This is a genomic window from Micromonospora pallida (assembly GCF_900090325.1).
Taxonomy (GTDB): domain Bacteria; phylum Actinomycetota; class Actinomycetes; order Mycobacteriales; family Micromonosporaceae; genus Micromonospora; species Micromonospora pallida.
Map to the genome: position 1 here is coordinate 4,700,363 of NZ_FMHW01000002.1, position 24,397 is coordinate 4,724,759.

A 24,397-nucleotide genomic window follows, 5' to 3' on the forward strand; every position below is an offset into this window, starting at 1 on the left:
CGGGCCATGCCTCCACCCTCGTCGTCCAGAAAGCTCGGCGGCACGACTACTCACTGCACCTACCCGGTAACTACGTGGCATGTACTGTCGATAAGCTGCCCGTTGGCGGACTCGGCGAGAGCGGGGACGACGCGATGGCGACGACCGTGCAGCGGTGGACCGGGCGGGAGACCCGTGCGCTACGGCAGGCACTCCGGATGAGCATCCGCGACTTCGCCGCACACCTGGGCGTCGCGGAGCGCACGGTGTCCAAGTGGGAGGCGGGGAACGGGACCGTTCAGCCGCGCCCGGAAATGCAGGCGGCACTCGATACGGCCTTCGACAACGCGTCGGGGGATGCGCAACAGCGGTTTGTGTCCAGCTTTCGTCCTGACGAGCGGCGATCAGCTCAGGCAACGCCGAGCGGTTCGAATCTGGCGGTCCTGGCGCGGCAACGGCTCCGGCAGACGCGAGAGGCAGCCGGCTTGAGCCCGGAAGACTTCGCAATCCTGCTGTCAGAGTGTCTGGGCTGGGCACCCACCGCTGCCGACGTCACGCGGTGGGAACTGGTGGCGGTGCCGCCGGGAGACGTGCTCCTGGCGTTGGATCGTCTGAAGGGTCTCCCGTCCGGTGTCGATGGTGACAGCTCGGAGCCTGACCACCTCGCCGGTCTCACGGCGGTCTACCCAAGCCGTTCCGAGTTCTCCGCGCACCTGCCGGCCGACCAACTCCTCAACGGGGCCCGGCAGGTGCGCGCAGTGGGCCTCTCCCTGAACATGCTGTGTCAGGACTACGCAGACCGCCGATGGCGTGACCTGATGACCGGGGGCGCGACAGTGCGGTGTCTCTTCCTGAACCCGGCGAGCTTGGCGATCCAGGCACGGGAGCTGGAGGAAGGCTTTCCGCCCGGTCAATTGTCCGCGCTCACGAAGCTGAACATCGAGACCCTGCTCCGCATCCGGGACCGCCTCCCTGGCGACCTCCGGAATAACCTGCAGCTGGCCGTCTACGACGAGACGCTGCGTTTCAACGTCGTCCTCGTGGACGAGCTGTGTGTGGCGCAGCCCTACCTTGCCGAGCGCCGGGGCGTAGATTCACCGACCTTCGTCATACGATGTCGGCAGGCCGGGTTGTACTCGGTTTTCGAGCAGATCTTCGAGTCACAGTGGCAGCGGGGACAGCAGGTGTGAGCCTCTACCGAGAGTTGCTTCCGATCGCAGCCGAAGCGGTCGCCTGGGCAGCCGACATCATGCGGAGTCGTCCGCCTGGCGCTCTCACCAGCAAGGGTGACCGGGACATTGCTTCGGATCTGGACTACGAAATCGAACGCGGCCTCCGCGCTCGTCTGCGGGCCGCGACACCCGACATCGGTTTCCTCGGGGAGGAGGAGGGCAGCACCGGTTCAGCGGAGGTGCAGTGGGTGCTCGACCCAATCGACGGCACGGCCAACTTCGTGCATGGCATCCCGCTCTGCGCGGTTTCCCTCGGCCTGTTGGACGGCACGGAGGCAGTGCTCGGAGCCATTGAACTACCCTTCCTCGGGGGCAGGTACACGGCCGCCAAGGGCGAGGGCGCGTACGTCGATGGCAAGCCGATCAGGGTGCGGGACACCCGCCTTCTGAGCCAGGCCATCGTCGCCATCGGCGACTACGCCGTAGGCGGTGGCGCAGCAGAAAAGAACCAGCTCCGTCTCGCACTGACGGCCTGCTTGGCTGAGACGGTGCAGCGGGTTCGGATGACCGGATCGGCAGCCCTCGACCTGGTCTGGCTCGCCGAGGGCAAGCTCGATGCGGCGATCACCCTGTCAAACAACCCGTGGGATATGACAGCAGGGGTAGCGATTGCCCGGGAGGCGGGAGCGGCAGTCCGTGATCGCGACGGAGCAGAGCACCGCAGCGATTCGGCCATGACGATCGCGGTCGCGCCCGCCCTGGTCGAGACAATCCTCAGCCTGATCGACGGTCCGATCGCAGCTTAGAACAGCAGCCGGCGTTGAGATGACGCTGCTCGGGCGGGGCTTCCGGCATGGCGGAGGCTGCGGTTCGAGTGCCACTCCTGAGCGCCAGGGCGTCAACCTACGGGAGATCCGACCAGTAGACCGTGGAAGAGCCATACCGGCTTGGGCTGCCCGTTAAGGACATCCCGTTCCAGCAGATTCGCTGTTGTGCACATTGCTGCGGCAGCGGTGGGCACCGCGAGCACCAACACCAGGGTGGTCAATGATGCCAGGAGTCCGGTCCGGAGACGGCGACCCGAAATCCGCGACACCCGCCAGGTGATCGCCGCACCCAGTGCCGCGCCGAGGACCCAACCCATCAAGGTCAACCATTGGACTCTCGCGGGCTCGTGTCGCCAGAACCATAGTTGCAGCGAGGTTGCCAACTCCCATTCGGACACCAGACCCCGGCGGCTGGCGACGAAGGACTGGCTTCCCCCGTCCGGCGCGGTCATCTCGGTGACGTCCCAACCGCCGGCGATGAGACGGCCTCGCGCCTGCTGAAACTCTTCGGCACTGATCCCGGCGAGCCCGGATGTGGTCACCAGTTGCGCCGGCATGTTGTCACCCGACGGGCCCTCGCCGATCGGCAGGACATAGTCGTGGTAGTCGTCGTGCCACCCAAGATCCGGCACCGGCGCTCCCGGCAACGCCACCCGGACGACCTCCGTGGCCTCAGGGATGGATGTCGTCGGTGTCTCGGTACGCCATGCCGCCAGGTTTCCAAGTGCTCCGCCAACACCTCCCACGGTCACTGCTGCCAATACGGCAAGGACCTTCTGCCACCAACGCATGCGGGCACGCTAATACGGTCCGGCACCTGCTGCGGGACCCGGGCGGCCGGCAAGCTCCCCGTCAGGCGAGGGTCGGCACGGCGGCTGAGTTGGAGAGCACGGCGAGCATCGAGTGGTTGGCTTCCCAGCCGTCCGGGAACTTGATCGGGACGTTGAGGTGCACCGGCTCGGTGGACGGGTGGGCGTCGAGCAGTTCGGCGATCCCCGCCCGCGCGACCACGACGCAGGCGTGCCGATGGCGGCTGGTCAGCACGCAGAGCCGCCCCGACTCCAGGTGGAACGCGGTCGCGTCCCGCCGTCCGGAGAGCGGGTGCAGCACGATCGTCACGTCGTACTCGCGGCCCTGGAGCCGGTTGGCGGTGTCGACGGTGATGCCCGCTCCGGCCTCGCCGAGCCGCGCGCGGATGGCCGCGACCTGGTCGCGGTGCGCGGCCCCGACGGCGATCCGGGACGCGTCGACCGGGGAGGTCTCACCCGACGAGTACGCCACCGCGCCGCGCTGGAGCACCCGCAGCGCCAGGGCGGCGCAGGCCGCTGCCGCCTCCCCGTCGGTGCGCACGGTGTGCCGGGCCGGCAGTTCGTAGAGCGCCCAGCCCGACGACGCGGCCAACTCCACCGCCGCGTCGAGCGCGTCACCCGGCCCAGCCTCGGTGAACGTCAGCACCCGGTCGTCCGGTCCGGTCCCGGCCCGGAACCCGGTGAACGGGTAGAACGCCGCCGCGACCACCGGAGCCGCCGAGGCGGGCAGCCGCCACGACACCGGCAGCCGGTGCACCGGCAGGTCGGGGTTGTGCCGCAGCAGTACCGCCACCGCGGACTGCATCGGATCCCAGGTCAGCCCGGTCCACCGCGCGGTCTCGACCGTCGAGAACGGGTCGAGCTGCCCAGGATCCCCCACGAACAGGGCCCGCTCGAACCTGCCGGCCACGCGCAACAGGGCGTCCGAGCGCATCTGGTACGCCTCGTCCACGATCGCCCACGGCCAGGAGCCGTCGGCGACGGTGGCCCACTTGGCGGCCGTACCGATGATGACGGCCGGACCGCCGAGGTCGGCGACCTTCGCGGCGACCCGGACCGTCTCGTGGGCCCTGATCCGCTCGGCCGGCCGGTAGTCGGCGGCCGACAGCCGACCGATCCGCAGCTCGGGGGCCTTGCGGGCGAGACGGTCGATCAGATCGTCGACCTGCTCGTTGGTCTGCGCGATGATGATCAGCGGTTCGCCCGCCTCGGCCAGCTCGACAGCGGCACGCACGACGAGGGTCGACTTGCCGGCCCCGGGTGGCGAGTCGACCACCACGCCCCGGTGGTCGCCGGAACGCAGGTCGGCCAGGACGGCGGTGATGACCCGTTCCGCCTCGACCCCCGGCGGCAGATCCAGAGCCACCCGCATCGGCCGCACCCCCGCTCGTCTCTCGGAACCTGCCCACGATACGAGTCCGCCCCGGTCGTCCTCCAGCCGAGCTTCCTCTCACGCGGCGTCAGGCGCTACCCGTCCGGCAGTCACCAGCGGGGGCGACGGGTCGGCGGTACGGTGCGGGAATGGAACAGCGCATCAGCCTGATCACCCTCGGCGTGACCGACCTGGCCCGCGCCCGCGCCTTCTACGAACGGCTCGGCTGGCGCGGCCAGGAGGTCGAGGAGACCGTCTTCCTCCAGGTCGGTGGGCTCGCCGTGGTGCTCTGGGGCCGCGACAAGCTCGCCGAGGACGCGGGCATCACCGACCGAGGCGGCGACGGGTTCGGCGGGATCACGCTGGCGCACAACGTCCGTACCCGGGACGAGGTCGACGGGGTGCTGGCCGAGGCCGCCGACGCCGGGGCGACGATCACCCAGCCGGCCCGGGAGACCTTCTACGGCGGGTACGCCGGCTGCTTCGCCGACCCGGACGGCCACGTCTGGGAGATCGCCCACAACCCCGGGTTCACGCTCGCCCCGGACGGTTCGCTCACCCTCCCCGACTTCGACCAGCCCTGACCCCGGGCGACCGGATCAACGAACGGGTCATCGGCCGGGTCCGGGGCACGGCATGGTCAGGGTTGCTTCGGCACCTGTCGGTTGAAGCGCGGCTGGAGAGCAAGCACCAAGGCGTGCTTCGTGGCCTCAGGATTGTCATCCGTCCGCCAGCGGACCTCGCACCGGCCGAGCCAGTCGGCAACGTCCGCAGACGTCGCCACCAGACCCAGCTTGTCGAGTTCTTGGCCCACCTGCTCGTGCAGCACCGACGACTCACGGTTGCCGATCAGATGTTGCCGGAGGCGGCTCCGCAGGTTGCGGGTGTAGCCCACGTAGATCACCACCTCGCCGTCGAGGACCACGTGGACACCTGCCGCCTGCGGAGCGCTCGCGGCAGCATCCCTCGTGTACGGCAATGCAGCGGTAAAGCCGGACAGCAGGTTGTCATTACCGGGGTCGGGCATTCCGGGAGACTACTCAGGACACTCCGACGACACGAAGTCGGCATACCCGAGACAGCGGACTCAGACTCCTATCGCTAGCGTGCCCCGGTGACCGAACCGGCGCGGGGCGTCTACGAGCACCTGATCACGCACGAGCTGGCCGACCGGCTGCGGCAGGTCGACCCGGCCTTGGTCGAACACGGCGAGCTGGAACCGGCCGAGGCACCGGACATCCTGGCCCGGCACATCGCCTCCCTCGCCCGCCGCGCGCTGCGCGCCGTACCCGGAGGGGACGACCGGCTCGCCCGCCAGGTCGAGTTGGCCAACCGCCTGGCCGACGCCGTCGCGGACCTGAATCCGGACGCGGTCAGCCCCGGTGACCAGGTCGTCGACACCAGAAACCTGCTACACGCCATCGCGGCTCCGCCCGTCGCACCCGCGCAACCCACCTTCCCGGTACGCCCCACCACCCCGCTCTCCACCGGCGCGCTGCTGGTCAACGGCCGTCAGCAGCCGCGGATCGGGCACGAGGTCACCCACGAGATGGCCTCCGCCGACCAGGTCGACCTGCTCTGCGCGTTCATCAAGTGGCAGGGCCTGCGGATCGTGGAGCCGGCGGTCCGGGAGCTGATCGGGCGCGGCGGCCGGCTGCGGGTGATCACCACGACGTATCTGGGGGCGACCGACCAGCGGGCGTTGGACCGGCTGGCCGAGCTGGGTGCCGAGGTCAAGATCTCCTACGAGACGCGGACCACCCGGCTGCACGCCAAGGCGTGGCTGTTCCGCCGGGCCAACGGCACCACCACCGCGTACGTCGGCTCGTCGAACCTGTCGCGGACGGCACTGGTCGACGGGGTGGAGTGGAACGTCCGGATCTCGAACATCGAGCAGCCGCATGTCATCGACACCTTCACCGCCACCTTCGAGGACTACTGGAACGACCCAGTGTTCGAGGCGTACCACCCTGCCAGGGACGGCGACCGGCTCAGGGCGGCGCTGCGCGGCGAGGGTCCCGACCCGGCGTCCATCCAGATCGCGAATCTGGACGTACGGCCGTACCCGTACCAGGCGGAGATCCTGGCCGACCTGGACGCCGAGCGGCAGGTGCACGGCCGGTACCGCAACCTGGTGGTGATGGCGACCGGCACCGGCAAGACGGTGGTGGCCGCGCTGGACTACCGCCGGCTGCACCGCAGCGGACAGGTCGACTCGCTGCTCTTCGTCGCCCACCAGGAACAGATCCTGCGGCAGAGCCTGGCCACGTTCCGCCAGGTGATGGGGGACGGCAGCTACGGCGAGATGCTGGTCGGCGGCCGGGAACCGACCGGCTGGCGGCACGTCTTCGCCTCGATCCAGTCGCTGTACCGGCGGGAGATCGATCCCGGGGCGTACGACATGGTGATCGTGGACGAGTTCCACCACGCGGAGGCGCCGACGTACGCCCGGCTGTTGGAGCGGCTGCGACCGCGCGTCCTGCTCGGGCTGACCGCGACCCCGGACCGGGCGGACGGCGGTGACGTACGGCGGTGGTTCGACGGCCGGACCGCCGTGGAGTTGCACCTGTGGGAGGCCCTGGAGCGGCAGTTGCTCGCCCCGTTCCAGTACTTCGGCGTGCACGACGACGTGGACCTGTCACACCTGCGCTGGAAGCGCGGCCAGGGATACGACCCGGCGGAGCTGGAGGGTGTCTACACCGGTAACGACGCGCGGGCCCGCCTGGTGCTGCGGGCGGTACGGGACACCGTCGACGTGGGTCGGATGCGGGCGCTCGGGTTCTGCGTCAGCATCGGGCACGCCGAGTTCATGGCCGCCTGGTTCACCGACCACCACGTACCGTCGGCGGCGGTGACCTCCCGGGTGGACCGGGCAGCGCGGGACGGCCTGCTGCGTGACTTCCGTGCCGGTACGCTGCGCGTCCTCTTCACCGTCGACCTGTTCAACGAGGGTGTCGACCTGCCGATGGTCGACACGGTGCTGATGCTGCGGCCCACCGAGAGCGCGACGATCTTCCTCCAACAGCTCGGCCGTGGCCTCCGGCTCGACGACGACAAGCCATGCCTGACGGTGCTGGACTTCATCGGCGGACAGCACGCCAACTTCCGCTTCGACCTGCGGTGGCGGGCGCTGACCGGGGTGAGCCGGCGGGCCGTCCGGGAGGCCGTCGAGCAGGACTTTCCGACGTTGCCGAGCGGCTGCCACATCCAGCTCGACCGGGTCGCCAAGAACATCGTGCTCGACAACCTGCGGGCGGCCCTGCCCACCTCGAAGAAGGGCCTGGTCGCGGAGTTGCGGCAGCTCGGGGACGTCAGCCTGGCCGGGTTCCTGCGGGAGACCGGGCTGGAGGTCGAGGACGTGTACCGGTCGGCGTCGCTCGGCGGCTGGTCCGGACTGCGACGCCTCGCCGGCCTCGAGACGTCGGCACCGGGACCGGACGACCGGGAGTTGGGCCGGGCCATCGGTCGGATGCTGCACCTTGACGACGGCGACCGACTGGACCTGCTGGCCCGAGTGGCGGCGGGCGTCCGCCCGGAGCCGGGGCGACGCTGGGACGTGCTGCACTTCGATCTGTGGGGGCCGAACGCCCCGCTGTCGTCGCGGGAGGAACGGCTGGCCCGGCTGTGGGCGGAGCCGACCCGCTGCGCGGAACTGCGCCAACTCGTCGAGGTGCTGCGGGAGCGGATCCACCGGGTCACCGGACCGTCGCCGTCGCCCGGCGTGCCGCTGCGGGTGCACGCCCGGTACAGCCGCAACGAGGCGTGCGCGGCGTTCGGCATGCCGAACCCGGGCTCCCTGCGGGAAGGGGTGAAGTGGCTGGCGGCGGAGCGGGCCGACCTGTTCTTCGTCACGCTGGTCAAGTCGGAGCGGCACTACTCCCCCACCACGATGTACGCCGACCGCGCGGTCACCGACCGGCTGTTCCAGTGGGAGTCGCAGAGCACCACGTCGACCGACTCACCGACCGGGCAGCGGTACGTCCACCACGCCGCCCAGGGCTCGACGGTGCACCTCTTCGTCCGGCAGTCCCGGGTGGCCGACGGCGATCTGGGTGCACCCCCGTACCTCTATGCCGGGCCGATGACGTACCGGGAGCACACCGGGGACCGGCCGATGCGGATCCTCTGGGAGCTGGCCCACCCGCTGCCCGCCGACATGTACGCCGCCGCCCGCGCCGTCGCCGCCTGATCCGTCCACGGCGGAATGGCGACCCCCACACGACATATTTTCACCAGTACGAATAACCCGGTTGCCCACCAAGTGCGAATTGGCCAGACCGCAGGAATCCGACAGTCGCATATGCCAGGCCATCGACACCTGCAATCTTCTCAGCCAGGAGGCCTCCTTTCGCTCGCGAATCATATTCGCGCCAGGCACGGAATGGGGAAGAAAAGTGAGAAGAATACGTGACGTCATGGCTGCGACGGGGTGCGGAATCCTGTTGGCCAGCCTGCTCGTCAGCATCGATGTCGCTGCGGCGAGCCCAGCCACCACCACCTCGGCGGAGGTTACGGCCGCCGTCGCCGGTCGCGGCCACGCCTCGCCGAAGCTCGTCGACCAGCGCACCAACTCACCGGCCCGCCCGGCAGCCACGACCGCCGACCAGCCGGCCTTGGGCAAGGACGGCAGACCCACCGGCGACACCCTGCCCGCCCGGGTCAGCACGGCGGCCAAGCCATCCGCCACGACCACGAACGTCCGGGTTCCGGACGGCCCGAACACCGGCGGATCCGGTCTGCCGCGCGCCCCGTCGCCACGCACCATCAACTCCAACTTCGCCGGCATCAACCAGGCCGGCGGCGGCGCCCAGCCCTCCGACGTCAACGCCAGCATCGGCCCCACCCAGATCCTGGAAACGGTGAACCGGCGGGTCACCGTGTTCGACAAGACCGGCGTCCAGCAGTGCACCAACACCCTGGCCGGGTGGCTCGGACTCGGCAGCACCAACGTGTTCGACCCGCGCACCCTGTACGACAACCTGAACGACCGGTTCGTCATCATCGCCACCACCACCGGCACGGCCGGCATGGCCCCGCGGCTGTTCCTGGCCGCCAGCACCGGCGGCGACGCCTGCGGCGGCTACTTCGTCTACACCCTGAGCTTCACCGGCGGCTCGTTCCCAACCGGCATGCTGCTGGACTACCCGTACCTGGGCCAGGACCGGGTCGCGATCCTGTCCTCCACCAACAACTTCAACCCCGGGTACGTGAACTCCACCGCCTGGTCGGTGTCCAAGGCCCTGGTGTACGCGGGCGCGGCGGTCAGTTTCCCGGCCTTCACCGTCGACTTCTCCACCGCACCGGTCACCGTGGTCGGCATCCCCATCGCCGCCACCACGAACACCTACTACGTGGCGGGCCTGCCCGGCACCGGATACCGGCTCTACCGGATGAGCAACAGCGCCGGCCCCGGCACCACGCTGGTCCTCCAGGCCACGGTGGCGTCCGCCTACGCCAGCCCCAGCAGGCGGGTCAACCAGTGTGGCACGGCCACCACCCTCGACCCCCTCGACGGCCGCATCGCCTGGGCACCGGTGCAGGCGGCGAACTCGCCGTACGTGTGGTTCACCCACGGCATCGACATCAGCGGATACCCCGGCGTCCGGTACGGAGCCATCAGCACCTCCACCAACACCGCCACGGTGGCCAACGCGTTCCACAGCAGCACCAGCGACGACTTCAACCCGTCCCTCGGCGCCTCCGAGGTCGCACCGAACGCGTTCAACATCTGGCTGAACTGGGCCTACACCGACACCGGAGCCACCACCTGCAGAAACACGTCCATGACGTTCAACGGGGTGCAACCCGGAGCGGGCGTGCCCGCCCTGACCAACACCGACGTCACGCTGATCGTCGGCTCGAACACCGTCAGCAACACCCGCTTCGGCGACTACTCCAGCGTCCACGTCGACCCGGTCGCCGCCAGCGCCAGTTGCCCGGTCGGCCGGACCGCGCTGCTCGCCCAGCAGCACTTCGTCGGCGGGACCTGGGCCACCCGCCTCGTCCGGGTCAGCTTCGGCCCCGGCTGCTGACCGAACGACCTGGTACGGATGCCCGGCGGCTCGAGGCCGTCGGGCATCCGTGGGAGCACGGGAGTCGTCAGGCTGACGCGGGAAGCCCGGCCCCCGTCACGCCCGGTTGATGGCGTTGGCGTGGATGGCCTCGCTGAGGTAGGCGGTCAGCCCCGGCTTGATCGCCTCGTAGTGGGCGGTGAACCGGGGGTCGGCGAGGTACATGTCGGCCAGCCCGGTGTGGATCTCGTAGCTGCACTCGTAGTACCAGCGGCTGATGTGCGCCCGGTGCTCCTCGGCCAGCTCCAGCGCCGCCGGGCTGTCGGCCGGGGCGCCGGACTCCAGGACGGCCACGATCCGCCGTCCCCACTCCTCCGTCTCCTCCTTGATCCGCAGCCAGTCGGCCTTGGCGTAGCCGGCGGTGCGCCGGGTCGACTCCCGGTACGCCTCGCTGCCACCCCAGCGCTGCTCCGCCTCCTCGGCGTGTGCGTCGGGGTCGAAGTCGCCGAAGACCTCGAACCGCTCCTCGGGCGTGAGTCGAATGTTCATCTTCTTCGCCTCCATCGCGAACTCGATCGCCGTGACCATCTTCTCCAGGCGCGTGATCCGTACCGTCAGCAGCTCGTGCTGCCGGCGCAGGTGCGCCGCCGGGTCGGCGCCCGGGTCGTCGAGGATGGTGGCGATCTCTTCCAGCGGGAACCCGAGCTCGCGGTAGAAGAGGATCTGCTGGAGCCGCTCCAGGTCCGCGTCGTCGTAGCGGCGGTACCCGACCGGGGTACGCCCGCTGGGCGAGAGCAGCCCGATCTCGTCGTAGTGGTGCAGCGTCCGTACGGTCACCCGGGCCAGCCGGGCGACCTCTCCCACCGTGTGGGTCATGGGTCCCCTCCCTTCTGGGAAACAGGCTCCCGCCTCCCGTCACGTGAGGGTCAAACCCGACCCCGCCGGGCCCGCCTTCAGGGGGCCGGCGTCAGGGCCCCGGCGTCAGGGCCCGCCTTCAGGAGCCGGGGAAGGACGAGCGCAGGTCGGCGAGGCTGCCCGGTCGGCCGTAGAGGTAGCCCTGACCGTGGGCACAGCCGATCGCGGCGACCGCGTCGTGCTGGCGGTCGGTCTCCACGCCCTCTGCGACGACCCGCAGGTCGAACGCCTCGGCGAGGGTGCTGACCATGTTGACCGTCGCGTACGCCCGCGCGTCCTCGTCCAACCGGGCCACGAACGACCGGTCGATCTTCAGCTCGGTCGCCGGGATGCGGTGCAGGTAGCTCAGCGAAGAGTACCCGGTGCCGAAGTCGTCGATGGCGATCCGGATACCCAGCTCCCGGAGCTGGCGGAGCCGGTCCAGCACCGCCTCGCTGCCCTCGATGAGCGCCGACTCGGTCAGTTCCAGGGTCAACGCGCGAGGGGCCAGCCCGGCGGCGGCGGTCGCGCCGGTGACCGTGGCGATCAGGTCCGGGCGGCGCAGGTGCGCGGCGGCGATGTTCACGGCGACGGTCGCGTCCGGCGAGCTGTGCCGCCAGACGGCCGCGGCCTGGCATGCCTCGTGGATCACCCAGCGGTCGATCGGGAGGATCAGCCCGGTCTCCTCGGCCAGCGGCAGGAACCGTCCGGGCGACAGCAACCCGAGCCGGGGGTGCCGCCAACGCACCAGCGCCTCCGCGCTGCGGACCAGGCCGGTGTCGAGGTCGACGATCGGCTGGAACTCCAGTTCGAGCTGTTTCTCGTCGACCGCCCGACGCAGGTCGGCGATGAGTTCGGCCCGGGTCACCGCCGACTCGCGCAGCGCCGGGGTGCAGGTCCGGTAGGCGGACTTGCCGGCCGCCTTCGCCGCGTACATCGCGATGTCGGCGTCGCGGAGCAGGTCGCTGTGGGTGGCGTGTTGGGGGCCGTACTCGGCGATGCCGATGCTGGCCGACGGGTGGGTGCCGACGTCCTCCTCGTCGTCGGCCGGGCGCAGCGCGGTGAGCAGCCGCTCGGCCAGCCGTTCGGCGGACACCGGCCGGTCGGCGTCGACCAGGACGGCGAACTCGTCCCCGCCGAGACGGGCCACCGTGCCGTCGCCGGCGACCGCGTCGCGCATCCGGTCGGCGATGCTGACCAGCAGCGCGTCCCCGGTGGCGTGCCCGAACCGGTCGTTGACCTGCTTGAAGCCGTCCAGGTCGAGCAGCAGGACGGAGACCGGCGACTCCTCCCGGATAGCCCGGCGCAGCCGGCGGGTGAACATCAACCGGTTCGGCAGGCCGGTGAGCAGGTCGGCGTAGGCGAGCTGGCGGAGCTGGGCGACCAGCCGCAGGTTCTCGTTGGCGACCAGCCCCTGGCGCAGGGCCAGGACGGCCAGCAGGCCCAGCACACAGACCAGGATCAACGGCGGGGTCTGTCCGGTCGGCTGGTGGGCCAACAGCACCGCGACGATCGCCCCACCCACCGGCAGGTACGGCAGGGCCGCCCGCCACCAGACCGGCGCCGGCGGAACGATGGTCTGGTCGACGTCCACCCGCTCGGCCGGGGGCGGGTACCGGGTGGCCAGGCCGACCAGCAGGCAGGTCAGCGGCCAGCCCAGGTCCACCAGGTGCCCGGGGAGGTAGGTGTCGTGCGCGAGCAGCCACACGTAGCCGATGTCGGCGACGGCCCGGACGGCGAGGCTGCCACCGAGCATGGCCAGGGGCCGCCACATGGCGCGGGCCGGTCCGGCCACCGCCGCCAGGATGGTCAGCTGCACCAGGTCGAACGTCGGGTAGACCAGGGCGAGCGCGTGGTCCGGCTCGGTGAGCTGAGCCGCGGCGACGTCCCGGAAGACCACCACCCAGCCGATCGGCACCAGGGCGAGCCCGACGATCACCCCGTCGAGGATGACCCGAACCCGGCCGGCGGTGCTGTGCGGCGCGGCGGGGTTGGACAGGATGCCGACGGTGCCGAGGACGATCCCGGTGATGAAGACCAGCCCGACCAGCGGGGTGTTCGGTGTCTCGCCGCTGACCACGCGTTGCAGCGCCCACAGCGCCCGGGTAAAGGCGGACAGCGCCATGGTGACCGCGAGGAAGTTCCAGAAACGGCGCAGCGACGGTGGGTGACGGCGGGCCACCCCGACGCAGGCGGCGCTGGCCCAGACGGCCACGACGAACGCACCGAGGTCGGCGACGAGCCCGGCCGCGGGCAGTCGGGCGGCGAGCCAGACCACCTCGACAAGGACGGCGGCCAGGGCGACGAACAGGCCGACGCGCCCGGGGTCGAACGACCCGGGCGACATCCGGGTGGCACCGGTCGCCCCCACGGCGTCCCGGTTCACCTCCAGCGACGGCACGGCGATTCGCTCCGACTCTCTCTGCTGAGTCCACGCGGGACGGCGCGTACCGGTCACGGGTGGGCGAACGAGCAAAGCCTAGCCAGCGTCCCGCGCCCCCGCTAGCACCCAGACTGACCCCCTGCTCAGCGGGCGCGCCCAGGAGCTGCCCAGTCGACCGCTTTGTGTGCCTTCACCAGGTTAGATCCGGGCATGCGGTGCCGGCCGGGTCCGGTCAGTCCCACTCCTCGGCGGTAACTTCCTCGGGATGGTCCGGGTCGACGGCGGTGGGCGGGGGGCCGCCGTGCGTCCACGGGGTCTCCTCGGCGGTGGGGAACACCCCGGCCGGCAGGAACGCGTCCGACAGGGTGGTGTAGCAGAGTCGCTCCCCGACCTCGGGCACGCTGCCCGGCGGCGGGGTCAGCCCGCGGCCCATCCCGCCGGAGAGTTCCAGCACCACCTCGGTCTTCGCCTCCCCCACCGGGTTGACGAAGACCACCTTCGCCTTCTGGTTGGGCCGGGCCGGTGACCAGAGGGTCGCGCCCGCCGGCATCGGCACCGGCTCGTCGGTGACCACCTGGATCCGGGGACGCAGCACCGGTCGCTTCCCCGTGTCGTCCACCCGGGTCGGGTCGGCCAGGGTGACGTCGCCGACAAACGCCTCGCCGGTCAGCCGGTGCTCGGCCATCACCAGCGGGTCGTCGTACGCGCGCTGGACGGCGTACCCGGTCAGTGCCCGTTCCAGCCGGTGCAGCTTCTGCGCGGCGGCGACCGCCCCGTCCCGGCGGGGCTGGGGTGCCCCGCCCCCGTCGACGTGCTCGGCGAAGGCGGTGAACGCGTCCCGGTCGCCGTCCCACCGGCCGGCGACCCGGGCCCCGGGCGGCAGGGCGTACAGCAGCGCCAGGCCGCGCCACATCAGGTCCCAGGTCGGCGCGAGCTGGCCGCGCAGCAGCTCCGCCAGGTGCGCGTACGCGGCCCGGCGGGCCGCCTCGTCGTCACCGGCGGCCGTGTACGCCTCGATCGCCGGGTACAGCCGGGCGTTGTCGAAGTCCGGGTCGGTGGCCGGGCCGGCCGGCGGGCAGACCGCCGGGTCCTCGACCCGGGCGGCGGCCTGCGCCCCGGTCAGCCCGGGCGGCGGGTCGATCCAGTTGAGCAGCGCCGGCAGGTGCTGGTCCTCCAGCACGCTCTGCCCGGTGGCCCAGTGCAGGGTGAGCGCCTCGGTCAGCGCCAGCAGGGCCGACGAGCCGGGGTGCTCAGCCCGGTCGGCGAAGAAGGTCAGCCAGCGGCCGAGCAGCGGCACCGACGGGTGCACCGGGTAGTCACCGTCCGGCCGGCGGAACCGGGTGGCCCGTCCGAACAGACGCAGGTAGCTCACCCCGGCCAGGTTCGGCACCACCAGTTGCGGCGCGTCGACGTACCGCTGGCGCACGTCCCGGCCCCGGTCGATGGGGACGTCCTCGGTCGCGCCCCGGTGCCCGTCGAGCCAGGGCAGCACGATCCCGGCCAGTTCGGCGGCGAAGGCGAACCGGTGGTCCCGGTTGCGGGGCTGCGGCACGACCAGCAGCCGGGGATCGTCGTGTGCGGTGCCGACCAGGGCAGCCAGGGGGGCGTTCGCCTCACCGGCCAGTGCCAGCGGGACGAGCACCAGTGGCTGCGCGGACAGGTGCAGGTGCCGGACGGTGGCGACCGGTTCGGCCCGTCCGGTGGCGAGCGCCCGGGCCCGGGCGAGGGCGCGCAGCGTACTCACATGGCCCCCCGGTAGCGAACGCCCGGACGCGGGCGAGGGCGCGCAGCGTACTCACGTGGGCCCCCCGGCCAGTGCCTCGGCCCGCAGCCGGGCCGCGGCCCGCAGCAGCGCGGCGGCCTCCGCCTGGTCCGGTTCTCCGGGGTGGTCGCCGTCGGCCAGGGCCAGCGCCTCCGCCACCGTGGCCACCCCGCCGAGCGCCTCCCGGACCGGGCGGCCCAGCGCCGCGGTGTGCCCACCCGCCTCGTGCCGGCAGAAGAACGCCAGCTCGCAGGCGGCGAGGCAGTCCGGGGCGTAGTGCGCGTCGACGGTACGCAGCGCCGCGACCAGGGTCTCCGGCTCGGCGGTCGGGTCGGCGGTGAAGTCCGCCGGCACGCCGGCCAGCAGCGCGTCGATCCGCTCCATCCGGGCCAGTTGCCGGCGCAGCACCAGCAGTTGTCGGCGTACGTCGACCAGGCTCGCCACCGGCTGGTTGGCGAAGTCGCGCGGGCAGACCAGCACCACGTCGGTGGAGACCAACTCCGGGTCGTGCCCGGCGGCGGCGACCAGCTCACGCAGGGCCAGCACGTAGACGGCGGACTGGATCGCGGCGGCGGCCACCTTGCCCGGATCGGCCTGGCCGTCGACCACCGGGAAGGACTTGACCTCCACGACGTGGTAGCGACCGGCAAGCCGGGCGGCGACCAGGTCGGGTTCCAGGTACACCCGCTGTCCGGCGATCTCCAGACCGAGCAGCGGGTGGTCGAAGAGGGCGGGCGACGCGTCGGCGACGGCGGCGGTCAGTAGCTCCCGGGACCGCTCGTGCCGCTGCGCCGGGCCGTCGGCGTTCAGGTCGGTCCAGGTCGCCGGCCCGCCCGGCGACACGCCGAGCCGCTCGGCGACCAGCCGCAGCAGCTCCGCGCCGCCGTCGGCCTTGACCTGTGCCTCGAACGCGTTACCCCGGCTGATCGCGAACCGGGACTGGCCGAACCGGGCCGGAAAGCCGATCCGCTCCGCCAGCCGGGTCTTGTCGACGCCCGCGCCGTCCAGCACGGCCCGCCGAGTACAGCCCGGGTTGCCGGTCAGCGCGGCGATCGTCCGGGCGTTGTGCCGGCGGGCCGGCATGTCGCCCCGGATGGCGGCCAGTCGCTGCTCGGTGGTCGTCACGACAGGCCACGATAGGCGCTCGGCTCCCCCACCGCCCGCACCGGCACCCGGGCGTCGCGGTGGCGGGTGGGCGGGGTCGGGTGGTAGCAGGGGTCCCCTGTTACCGCTTTTTGTCGAGGAGGGGACCCCTGCACACACCTCAGCGGCCGGTGGACCGGTTCCGGGGGGAGCGGGGTAGCCGCGCCCCGGCGGTTGGCCGGCGGTGCTGGCGGCGACGCCGGCCGGGCGTGCAGGGCGGCCGGAACACGATGTGGCTGGGCGGTGCGTCGGGCAGGGTCGGGCCGCGACCGATCAACCAGCAGAGGAAGCGGGTCATGTCAGCCCACCGTGGGGCGCCGCGCGGCGTGGTTGCCGCAGTGGGGGCAGACCGCAGCGACCACCCCCGACCGGCCGACCGAGGTACGGAGTCCGAGGATGAGGAACATCGCCCGGCAGTACCCCGATCGACCGGTCGATAACTGGTCAGAGCCAGATCGGCTGCCAGTCGGGCACCTCGTGGAACCGGCGCAGCTCGGCCAGGCCGGAGACGGAGCCAGCCCAGGCGGCGTACGGCGGGTTCTGCTCGTCGAAGCCGCTCTGCACGAAGGTGAGCCGGGTCTTGCCGGCGGACTCGTCCAGTTCCCAGGTGGTGACGCCGGTCGGTCCCCAGTCGACCGACATCCGCCGGCCGGGCTCCAGGTCGACGACCTTCGCCGCGTACCCGGACTCGAAGCCGCCCATCGCGTACCGGCCGCCGACCCAGGGCTCGATGCCGATCGGGTACCCGAACCAGGCGCTGGCCTGCTCGGAGTCGGTGAGCGAGGTGTAGACGGCGTCCATCGGCGCGTCGATGAGCAGCTCCCCGCGCAGGTCGGTGGAGGTGAAGTCGACCTTGGGCAGCAGCGGCCGCCCCTCCAGGTAAGCAGCGAGGTTGGCGAGGCCCAGCGACCACCAGGTCTGGAACACACCCCGGATGTTGCTGCCGCTGATCGCCTCGGCGAAGTCGAAGTGGGTCTGGGTGAGGGTGAGGATGGTCGTGTCCGGCCCCTCCTCGGCCAGGTTGATCGTGGTGGTGGTCTCCTCGCCGCCGAGCAGCCAGTTGAACCGCAGGTCGTGGTCGTCGGCGTGCAGCAGCCGCTGGTGCGGGGCGTCCCCCTCCGGGGTGTTCCGGCCCCAGAACTCGTACCGGTGCGGCAGCTCCACCTCGGCGTACTCGGTCAGCCAGGTGCGCAGCTCGGCCGGGTCGGTGAGGGCGTGGTGGACGGTCTTCGCCGACGCGGCGAGGCGGACCCGGATGGTCAACGGTTCAGTCACGGTCTTCTTCTCCCTTGGGATAGCAGGCGACAGCGAGCTTGAAGGCGTCGCCCTCGGCACCGCCGTAGCGGGTGAACAGGTCCTGGAGGGTGTTCCGCAGGTCGGTCAGGAACTCCTGCCGGCGTTCGGCCGGCACCCGGATCTCCCCGGACACCCCGATGCTGGGCAGCTCGGGGGCGGACCGGTCGAGCGCCGCCACGTCGGCCTGGACCTGCTCCATGAGGTCGAGCAGGTGGCCGAGGCTCATTTCGTCGCGGGCCCGGCGCAGGCCGCCGAGCCGCCCGACGAGCCGGGGCGAGAGCCAGTACGACCGGGCGACAGCCTGGTAGATGCCCTCGTTGATGCCGCGCACCCGGCGCTCGGACACCTGCTCGGCCAGGCCGGCCGCGACCAGTTGCTTGACGTGGTAGTAGACCCGCTGCGGGGTCTGCCCGAGCCGGGTCGCGACCTCGGTGCAGGTGCGCGGCTCGGCGAGCTGCCGTAGCACCTCGACCCGCTGCGGCTTGAGCAGGGTCTCGGCCTGGGCGATCTCTTCGAGGTACAGAACGTCTCTCATGGCAAAAACAAGCTTGTACGTAAAAACTCTCTTTGTCAATGGGGATGACGAAGACGGGACGGCGAGTCGCCGTCCCGTCTTCGTCGATGGAGGTCTCGCTCCGACCGGCGACCATCGCGACCTGGGCGTGACCGTCCGGTCCGGTCAGGGCGTCCAGTCGGGACGCAGCGGATAGTGGTCCGCTCCGACCGGGCCGTTGCGGGTCGCCAGTACCTGGTGCAACTGGATGTCGTTGCGCTCGAACGCCAGCCGTGAGCCGGCCATGTAGAGGCCCCACACCCGGCCGGTGCCCTCGCCGACCTCCGCGACACAGTCGTTCCAGTGCGCGACCAGGTTGCGACACCAGGCGGCCAGGGTCAGCGCATAGTGCCGCCGCAGGTTCTCCTCGTGGTGCACCTCCAGCCCGGCGTCGTGGATCTCGCTGATCAGCCGGCCCGGACCGGCCAGCTCACCGTCCGGGAAGACGTACCGGTCGATGAACACGCCGGAGCGGTGCGGGGCCCGGTTGTCCGGCCGGGTGATGCAGTGGTTGAGCAGCCGGCCGCCGGGGCGCAGCCGGTGCCGCAGCGCGCCGAAGTACGCCGGGTAGTTGCGCACCCCGATGTGTTCGGTGAGCCCGATCGAGGAGACCGCGTCGAAGGGGCCGGCCGGGGCGTCCCGGTAGTCCAGGTGCCGCACCTCGGCCAGCCCGGTCAGCCCCTCCCGCTCGATCGCCGCCCGCGCCCACTCCGCCTGCGCCCGGGAGAGCGTCACCCCGAGCGCCTGGACGCCGTACTCGCGGGCCGCGTGCCGCACCATGCCGCCCCAGCCGCAGCCCACGTCGAGCAGGCGCATTCCCGGCCGCAGCGCCAGCTTGCCGGCGACCAGGTCGTACTTGGCCGTCTGGGCCTGCTCGAGGGTGTCCTCCGGGCTGTGGAACACCGCGCAGGTGTACGTCATGGACGCCCCGAGCACCCGCTCGTAGAAGGCGTTGGAGACGTCGTAGTGGTGCGCGACGGCGCGGCTGTCCCGGGACCGGGAGTGCCGCAGTCCGTCCGCCACCCGCCGCCAGCGCGGCATGGCTTCCTGCGGCGGGGGCGGTGGCGGACGCAGCCGATCCCAGCCCAGTCGGCGTACGAGGGCCAGCCCCTCCGACAGCGACGGCGGGCGTAGCGTCAGCTCGTCCTTGAGCACCCGCAACGCCTCGTACGGGTCGCCCGGGTGCACCCCGGACACGGCCAGGTCCCCGCTGACGTACGCCCGCGCCAGGCCGAGGTCCCCCGGCGCGGTCAACAGGTACGACAGCCCCCGCTCGGAACGGATGGTCAGGGTGATCCCGGCGTCGGCCGGCCCCACCGTGCTGCCGTCGTACCCGATGATGCGCAGGGGCAGGGGCCCGGCGGTGAGGGCGCGGACGACGTCGGCCACGGTCGGGCCCGGCCGGCGACGCCCCGCTGGTGTCGGGCGTTCTGGTGGTGTCGGGCGTCCTGGGGGTGTCGGGCGCCCCGGTGGTGTGGACGGCCCGTCGTCCGCCGTCCCCTGTTCCCGATCGGTCAGGCTCACTGTCGTGCCACCGCTTTCTCGTACAGTCCGGTCAGCCGGTGCTCGGGGTCGTAGCGGTCCTTGACGGCGCGGTACGTGGCCCCGCCGTAGAGCCGGTCGAACTCGGCCCGGTCGTAGTAGGCGTCGGAGTAGAGGGACTTGTGCCCGCCGGTCCGGGCCACCGCCCGCTCCACGGCCCGGTTGACGTCGCCGTCGGCGGCACCCCCGGCGATCGGCACGCTGCCCCAGAAGCCGACGTTGACGTAGGTCTCGCCGGGGCCCAGCGGGTAGAGCGGCCAGACCCGGGCCGAGCCGGGGCCGGCCGGTTCGCGCAGCCGCAGGGGGCAGAGCCAGACCGGCGACATGCCCACCTCGCGGGCGAACCAGCGCAGGAAGGCGGCAGTGCCGTCGAGCGGGATCTCGACGTCCTGCACCACCCGTTCCCGGGCCGGCCGACCCCGCCAACGGTCCACCCGGGCGGCCACGCCGTACCGGTGCTCCCACCGGACCAGCCGGTGGTAGACGTCGCTGCGCCGCCAGCGGGCCGGCCAGAGTCGGCGGACCACCGGGTGCTGCGCGCCGAAGGCCCGGGAGCACCAGAACCAGTCGGTGTCCCAGCGCCAGAGGTAGTCGTGGGTGGTCAGCAGGTCGGCGGTCCGGCGGGGCAGCGACCGGTAGTAGATCTCCCGGCCGGTGTAGTCACTGGTCGGCCCGCGTCCACCCCCGGCTGGCCCAGCATTCCTGGCCAGTCCAGCATTCCTGGCCAGTCCGGCACCCCTGGCCGGTCCGGTGCCGCCGGCGCCGCCGGGGTCGTCGGTGAAGGTGCCGAGCACCAGGTACGCCTCGTCCGGGGCGAACACCACCCCGTCCATCGCGTCGACCGGCCGCCCCCACCACGCCCGGGTCGCGGTCACCTCGCCGATCGCGTCGACCAGCGCGTCCAGGTCGGTGAAGCGGACGTTGCGCAGCGCCACGTACCGGTGGACCGGTTGCAACTCGATCCGGAGCCGGGTGGCGTACCCGAGGCTGCCCAGCGAGTTCGGGAAGGCCGCGAAGAGGTCGGCGTGCGGGCCGTCCGGGTCGGTGGTGAGCAGGTCGCCCGCGCCGGTGAGGACGTCCATCTGGACGACCGACTCGTGCGGCAGACCGTTGCGGAACGAGGTCGACTCGATGCCGAGGCCGGTCACCGCCCCGCCGAGCGTGATGGTGCGCAACTGCGGCACCACCATCGGCATCAGCCCGTGCGGCAGGGTGACCGCGACCAGGTCCTCGTACGTGCACATGCCCTGCACGTCGGCGGTACGGGCCACCGGGTCCACCCCGAGCACCCCGGTCAGGCCACTGACGTCCAGCCCTGGCACGGCGGTGGCCGCCCGGGGGCGGAACAGGTTGGAGGTCCGCTTTGCCAGCCGGACCGGCTCGCCGGCCGGCACCGCCGCGTACGACCGGCGGAGCGCCTCGACCGCCCGGCCGTGGCGGCCCCCCGCCGCCCCATGGGGATCACCCACCCGTTCCACTCGCAGCGCACACACAGCGTCACCATACGCTCACCAGGCTGTTTTGGGCGCGTTGTCCACGATGGCTTTTCCCAGCTCAACACCCCCATCCCCTCCCCTCTCACCCCGTCGATCATGGAGTTCGGGCACCACGCAAGTCTCACAATCACCGCAGAGCAGGCGCCACAACTTCATGATCGACGGGGTGAGCACTAGCCTGAGGCCATGCCGAAAGCCGTCTGGAACGACCTGGTGATCGCCGAGAGCGACGACACGGTGCTGGTCGAGGGCAACCACTACTTCCCCCGGTCCGCGCTCCGCGACGACGTGCTGCGCGAGTCGTCCACCCGCACGTCCTGCCCGTGGAAGGGCACCGCCTCCTACTACAGCCTGGAACACGACGGCCGGACCAGCGCGGATGCGGTCTGGTACTACCCGGACCCGAAACCGAAGGCGGAGATGGTGCGCGACCGGGTCGCGTTCTGGAAGGACGTCAGGGTCGTCGACTGACAGCCCGTACCGTACGGCGGCTGACCGGGCCGGTCAGCCGCCGTCGTGTCGGTGCCACGGACTACGAGCCACGAGGGGTGTCGGCAGCGCCCGGAGCCGGGCAGGGTGAGCCGCAGTCGGGCGGCCCGGTCAGAGTGAGCCGCAGTCGGGCGGCCCGGTCAGGTCAGCGGTGGTCGCGTAGGGCTCGAAGTTGGCTCAGGTGCAGCGGCAGGTGCACCCGTCCGTGCAGGTCGAGAGTGCGCCCCCAGGGCAGCGCCTCGTCCACGGTCAGGTCGAACCCCTCCCGCAGGTGGGTCTCGACGAGGGTCTGCGCCGCCGGGCCGAGCTGGTCGGCCAACGCGCAGAGCCGTCGGCTGGTCTCCCGGAACAGGGTGATCAGCCCGGCCAGGCCCCCGTGCTGCACGGCCATCGCGTCGAGCTGTGGCCGGTGGATGTCCTCCAGGTCGTAGTACGCGTAGGTCGAGCCGGCCAGCACCGCCTCGGTCGCCTCGCTCATCAGCTCGTCGTTGGCGGCGAGGTGGGCCACGATCTGCTCGGCGCTCAACCCGCCGTCCCCGGGCGGGCCGAATCCGCCCATCTCCACCTCGGCGAGCAGGACGTCGTACGTCCGACGCAGCTCGACGGTCTCCATCCGCCCAGCGTAGGCGCGGCGGCCCGGGCGCCGGGGCGATTCCCGCCCGGAGTAGGCGGCGGGACGCGTCAGCGACGGCCCCGGCGGGCGCGCAGGTAGTCGGAGACCACGTACTCACCGAGGTCCTCGGTGTCCGGGGTGAACAGCCGTCCCTTCGAGCGGCGGGCCACCGCGTCCATGAACCGGCGCAGCCCCGGATCCTCGCCGAGCATGAAGATGTTCAGCGTCGCTCCGTACCGGGTCAGCCGGTCCACCTCCCGGATGGTGGCCTCGACCGTCTCGGGCAGCGGCGGCCAGTGGAAGATCGGCTCCCCGTCGTCCGGGTCCAGGTGGGCGGTGGGTTCGCCGTCGGTGACCACCAGCACCACCGGTTCCGCCCCCGGGTGCCGGCGCAGGTGCCGTCCGGCCAGCCGGAGCGCGTGCTGGAGGTTGGTGCCCTGCACCATGTCCGGCTCGACCGCCGCCAGTTCCTGCTGACTGAGCGGCAGCGCCGCCTTGCCGAAGCCGACGATCTGTAGGGCGTCCTGCGGGAACCGGGTGGCGACCAGGTGCGACAGGGCCAGCGCGGTCTGCTTCATCGGCCCCCACCGTCCCTCCGAGACCATCGAGAAGGACAGGTCGACGCAGAGCGCCACCGCCGCTGACGCGCGCCGCTCGGTCTCCACCACCTCGAAGTCCTCGACGGCGAGCCGTACCGGCACCGTCGGGCCGGCCCGGTGCACGGCACGGGTGAGGGTACGCACCACGTCCAGCGGCTGCTCGTCGCCGTACTGCCAGGGGCGCGACGCCCCGCTCACCTCGCCGGCCGCCCCGGCGGAACGCAGGTCGTGCTGGCCGCGCGGCCCGGCGGTCAGGTCGGCGAAGACCCGGCGCAGCGCGGTGCCGGCGAGCCGGCGCAGAGCCTTCGGGCTGAACGTCAGGCCGTCCGGGGTCCGGCTCACCCAGCCCTGTCGGCGCAGCTCCCGCTCCAGCTCCCGCAGCCGGCGTACGTCGTCGGCGGCGTCGCGCCCGAGGGTACGGGCGACCGCGTCGACGTCCACGTCGTCCAGGGTCGCCCCCGGGTGTTCCTGGCCGAGCTGGTCGAGCAGGTCGTCCAGCTCACCGATCTCGCCGAGCGCGGCGGTCGCCTCGCCGTACCCCAGCGGCTGGTCGCCCCGGATCCGCTCCCCCCGGGACCAGGCCAGGTCCGGCCGTAGTGCCCGCAGGTTGGCGTCGAGCGCAGCCAGCTCACCGGTGAGCCGGTCGCCAAGGGACTGGCGCATCAACCCGGCCAGCTCCTCGCGCTGCCGGTCGGAGAGCGAACGCGCCAGCCGCTCCCCCGCCGCCGCCCGGCGGGCCAGCACGTCCACCAGCTCGTCGACGTCACGCGGCTGCTCCGGAAAGAACTCGCCGTGCCGACGCATGAACTCGGCGAACGCGTCGGTGGTGTCCTCGGCGCGGGCATGCCGGGCCAGCAGGTCGTTGAGGTCCCGCATCATCTCGGCGAGCTGCTGCTGGACCCGAGGGTCACCGGCGGCCCGCGCCGCGTCCCGCAGGCCGGCGAAGCGCTGCTCCAGCACCTCGCCACGCAGCCCGTCGAGGATCCGCTGGTACGTCTGCCGGGCCTCGGTGCTGGCCCAGTCGTACCCGGCCAGTTCCTCGACCGCGCGGGCGGTGGAGCGGGGCAGGTTGTCCAGCATCGCCTCGGCGAACCGGGCGTCGTCGCCGTCCCGTCCGCGCAGTTCGTCGCGCTCGGCGGCGAGCGCCTGGTCGAGCAGGGCGCGGGCCCGGGTCACCGCCCCGTCCAGGTCACCCCGGCGCAGCGCCTCGCGGCGCAGCCGGCGAGCCCGGGCAGCCAGGTCGTCCAGGCCACGCCGCCCCTGCGGCCCCCGGCGCAGCAGGTCGCGCAGCGCCGCGCGCAGGCTCCCGCCGGCCAGCACCTCCGCGCCGACCTGGTCGACCGCCGCCCGCACGTCGTACGGGGGCGCCAGCGGGTCCGGTCCGCCCCGCCACTGCCCGTACCGGAACCGGTTGCCGGCCATGCCCTCCACCGCCGTCCTCGCTCGCGGCCCGACCG

Annotated in this window: 19 protein-coding genes; 6 read left to right on the top strand and 13 right to left on the bottom strand. The window is 72.0% G+C overall.

Annotated elements, in window-relative coordinates; translation table 11 throughout:
- Positions 1-134: 134 nt before the first annotated feature.
- Positions 135-1,169, top strand: coding sequence for a DUF5919 domain-containing protein (locus GA0074692_RS19375; protein ID WP_091646624.1), 1,035 nt, complete (start codon positions 135-137; stop codon positions 1,167-1,169).
- Complete coding sequence (locus GA0074692_RS19380) at positions 1,166-1,957, top strand: inositol monophosphatase family protein (protein WP_091646625.1); 792 nt, start codon at positions 1,166-1,168, stop codon at positions 1,955-1,957. The genes GA0074692_RS19375 and GA0074692_RS19380 overlap by 4 nt, the downstream gene beginning before the upstream one ends.
- Before the next feature lie 92 nt (positions 1,958-2,049).
- Here GA0074692_RS19380 and GA0074692_RS19385 read toward each other — a convergent pair whose 3' ends face one another.
- Positions 2,050-2,769, bottom strand: a complete 720-nt coding sequence (locus tag GA0074692_RS19385; RefSeq protein WP_141725338.1) for a hypothetical protein — start codon at positions 2,767-2,769, stop codon at positions 2,050-2,052.
- Positions 2,770-2,830: 61 nt separating this feature from the next.
- Entirely contained in the window at positions 2,831-4,159 is a 1,329-nt protein-coding gene (locus tag GA0074692_RS19390; protein ID WP_091653753.1) for an AAA domain-containing protein, read from the bottom strand.
- A gap of 149 nt (positions 4,160-4,308) precedes the next feature.
- Between GA0074692_RS19390 and GA0074692_RS19395 the strand changes: the two genes are divergently transcribed.
- A complete protein-coding gene (locus tag GA0074692_RS19395; RefSeq protein ID WP_091646627.1) occupies positions 4,309-4,743 on the top strand; it encodes a VOC family protein in 435 nt (144 codons plus the stop codon).
- 56 nt (positions 4,744-4,799) lie between these two features.
- Here the strand turns inward: GA0074692_RS19395 and GA0074692_RS19400 are convergent, their stop codons facing one another.
- Positions 4,800-5,186 carry a GIY-YIG nuclease family protein gene (locus GA0074692_RS19400; RefSeq protein ID WP_141725339.1) on the bottom strand — a complete coding sequence of 129 codons (387 nt, stop codon included), beginning with the start codon at positions 5,184-5,186 and terminating at the stop codon, positions 4,800-4,802.
- Positions 5,187-5,273: 87 nt separating this feature from the next.
- Between GA0074692_RS19400 and GA0074692_RS19405 the strand changes: the two genes are divergently transcribed.
- Both GA0074692_RS19405 and GA0074692_RS19410 read left to right on the top strand, forming a co-directional pair.
- Positions 5,274-8,348: a DEAD/DEAH box helicase gene (locus tag GA0074692_RS19405; RefSeq protein WP_091646629.1), complete on the top strand. Its 3,075-nt coding sequence runs from the start codon at positions 5,274-5,276 to the stop codon at positions 8,346-8,348.
- 226 nt (positions 8,349-8,574) lie between these two features.
- Entirely contained in the window at positions 8,575-10,191 is a 1,617-nt protein-coding gene (locus GA0074692_RS19410; RefSeq protein ID WP_141725340.1) for a hypothetical protein, read from the top strand.
- Between the two features lie 96 nt (positions 10,192-10,287).
- Here the strand turns inward: GA0074692_RS19410 and GA0074692_RS19415 are convergent, their stop codons facing one another.
- The 8 genes from GA0074692_RS19415 to GA0074692_RS19450 all read right to left on the bottom strand — a co-directional run bounded on the left by GA0074692_RS19415 (position 10,288) and on the right by GA0074692_RS19450 (position 21,212).
- A complete protein-coding gene (locus GA0074692_RS19415; RefSeq protein WP_091646631.1) occupies positions 10,288-11,046 on the bottom strand; it encodes a MerR family transcriptional regulator in 759 nt (252 codons plus the stop codon).
- 118 nt (positions 11,047-11,164) lie between these two features.
- Positions 11,165-13,465: a putative bifunctional diguanylate cyclase/phosphodiesterase gene (locus GA0074692_RS19420; RefSeq protein ID WP_245730375.1), complete on the bottom strand. Its 2,301-nt coding sequence runs from the start codon at positions 13,463-13,465 to the stop codon at positions 11,165-11,167.
- A 214-nt stretch (positions 13,466-13,679) separates the two neighbouring features.
- Positions 13,680-15,191 (bottom strand): hypothetical protein, encoded by a 1,512-nt coding sequence (locus GA0074692_RS19425; protein ID WP_091646632.1) that lies wholly within the window; start codon positions 15,189-15,191, stop codon positions 13,680-13,682.
- A gap of 51 nt (positions 15,192-15,242) precedes the next feature.
- The gene (locus GA0074692_RS19430; protein ID WP_425413345.1) at positions 15,243-16,334 is read right to left on the bottom strand and encodes a hypothetical protein; all 1,092 of its coding nucleotides are present in this window, start codon (positions 16,332-16,334) and stop codon (positions 15,243-15,245) included.
- A gap of 462 nt (positions 16,335-16,796) precedes the next feature.
- Entirely contained in the window at positions 16,797-17,627 is an 831-nt protein-coding gene (locus GA0074692_RS19435; RefSeq protein WP_091646633.1) for an SRPBCC family protein, read from the bottom strand.
- Entirely contained in the window at positions 17,620-18,183 is a 564-nt protein-coding gene (locus GA0074692_RS19440) for a winged helix-turn-helix domain-containing protein (protein WP_091646634.1), read from the bottom strand. The genes GA0074692_RS19435 and GA0074692_RS19440 overlap by 8 nt, the downstream gene beginning before the upstream one ends.
- A 144-nt stretch (positions 18,184-18,327) precedes the next feature.
- The gene (locus tag GA0074692_RS19445; RefSeq protein ID WP_091646635.1) at positions 18,328-19,725 is read right to left on the bottom strand and encodes a class I SAM-dependent methyltransferase; all 1,398 of its coding nucleotides are present in this window, start codon (positions 19,723-19,725) and stop codon (positions 18,328-18,330) included.
- Positions 19,722-21,212: an FAD-binding oxidoreductase gene (locus GA0074692_RS19450; protein WP_091653760.1), complete on the bottom strand. Its 1,491-nt coding sequence runs from the start codon at positions 21,210-21,212 to the stop codon at positions 19,722-19,724. The genes GA0074692_RS19445 and GA0074692_RS19450 overlap by 4 nt, the downstream gene beginning before the upstream one ends.
- A 213-nt stretch (positions 21,213-21,425) precedes the next feature.
- On the opposite strand from GA0074692_RS19450, the gene GA0074692_RS19455 reads away from it, so the two are divergent.
- Positions 21,426-21,710 (top strand): DUF427 domain-containing protein, encoded by a 285-nt coding sequence (locus GA0074692_RS19455; RefSeq protein WP_091646636.1) that lies wholly within the window; start codon positions 21,426-21,428, stop codon positions 21,708-21,710.
- Between the two features lie 163 nt (positions 21,711-21,873).
- Here the strand turns inward: GA0074692_RS19455 and GA0074692_RS19460 are convergent, their stop codons facing one another.
- Both GA0074692_RS19460 and GA0074692_RS19465 read right to left on the bottom strand, forming a co-directional pair.
- Positions 21,874-22,341 carry a hypothetical protein gene (locus GA0074692_RS19460; RefSeq protein WP_091646637.1) on the bottom strand — a complete coding sequence of 156 codons (468 nt, stop codon included), beginning with the start codon at positions 22,339-22,341 and terminating at the stop codon, positions 21,874-21,876.
- Between the two features lie 68 nt (positions 22,342-22,409).
- On the bottom strand, positions 22,410-24,362 hold the full coding sequence (locus GA0074692_RS19465; RefSeq protein WP_091653763.1) for a vWA domain-containing protein: 1,953 nt from the start codon (positions 24,360-24,362) through the stop codon (positions 22,410-22,412).
- Between the last annotated feature and the right edge of the window lie 35 nt (positions 24,363-24,397).

Bases quoted from the DNA above. Each gene is read 5' to 3' on its own strand.
- GA0074692_RS19375 (WP_091646624.1), top strand. From the start codon at position 135: ATGGCGACGACCGTGCAGCGGTGGACCGGGCGGGAGACCCGTGCGCTA.
- GA0074692_RS19385 (WP_141725338.1), bottom strand. From the start codon at position 2,769: ATGCGTTGGTGGCAGAAGGTCCTTGCCGTATTGGCAGCAGTGACCGTG.
- GA0074692_RS19390 (WP_091653753.1), bottom strand. From the start codon at position 4,159: ATGCGGGTGGCTCTGGATCTGCCGCCGGGGGTCGAGGCGGAACGGGTC.
- GA0074692_RS19395 (WP_091646627.1), top strand. From the start codon at position 4,309: ATGGAACAGCGCATCAGCCTGATCACCCTCGGCGTGACCGACCTGGCC.
- GA0074692_RS19400 (WP_141725339.1), bottom strand. From the start codon at position 5,186: ATGCCCGACCCCGGTAATGACAACCTGCTGTCCGGCTTTACCGCTGCA.
- GA0074692_RS19410 (WP_141725340.1), top strand. From the start codon at position 8,575: ATGGCTGCGACGGGGTGCGGAATCCTGTTGGCCAGCCTGCTCGTCAGC.
- GA0074692_RS19415 (WP_091646631.1), bottom strand. From the start codon at position 11,046: ATGACCCACACGGTGGGAGAGGTCGCCCGGCTGGCCCGGGTGACCGTA.
- GA0074692_RS19440 (WP_091646634.1), bottom strand. From the start codon at position 18,183: ATGAGAGACGTTCTGTACCTCGAAGAGATCGCCCAGGCCGAGACCCTG.
- GA0074692_RS19455 (WP_091646636.1), top strand. From the start codon at position 21,426: ATGCCGAAAGCCGTCTGGAACGACCTGGTGATCGCCGAGAGCGACGAC.
- GA0074692_RS19460 (WP_091646637.1), bottom strand. From the start codon at position 22,341: ATGGAGACCGTCGAGCTGCGTCGGACGTACGACGTCCTGCTCGCCGAG.
- GA0074692_RS19465 (WP_091653763.1), bottom strand. From the start codon at position 24,362: ATGGCCGGCAACCGGTTCCGGTACGGGCAGTGGCGGGGCGGACCGGAC.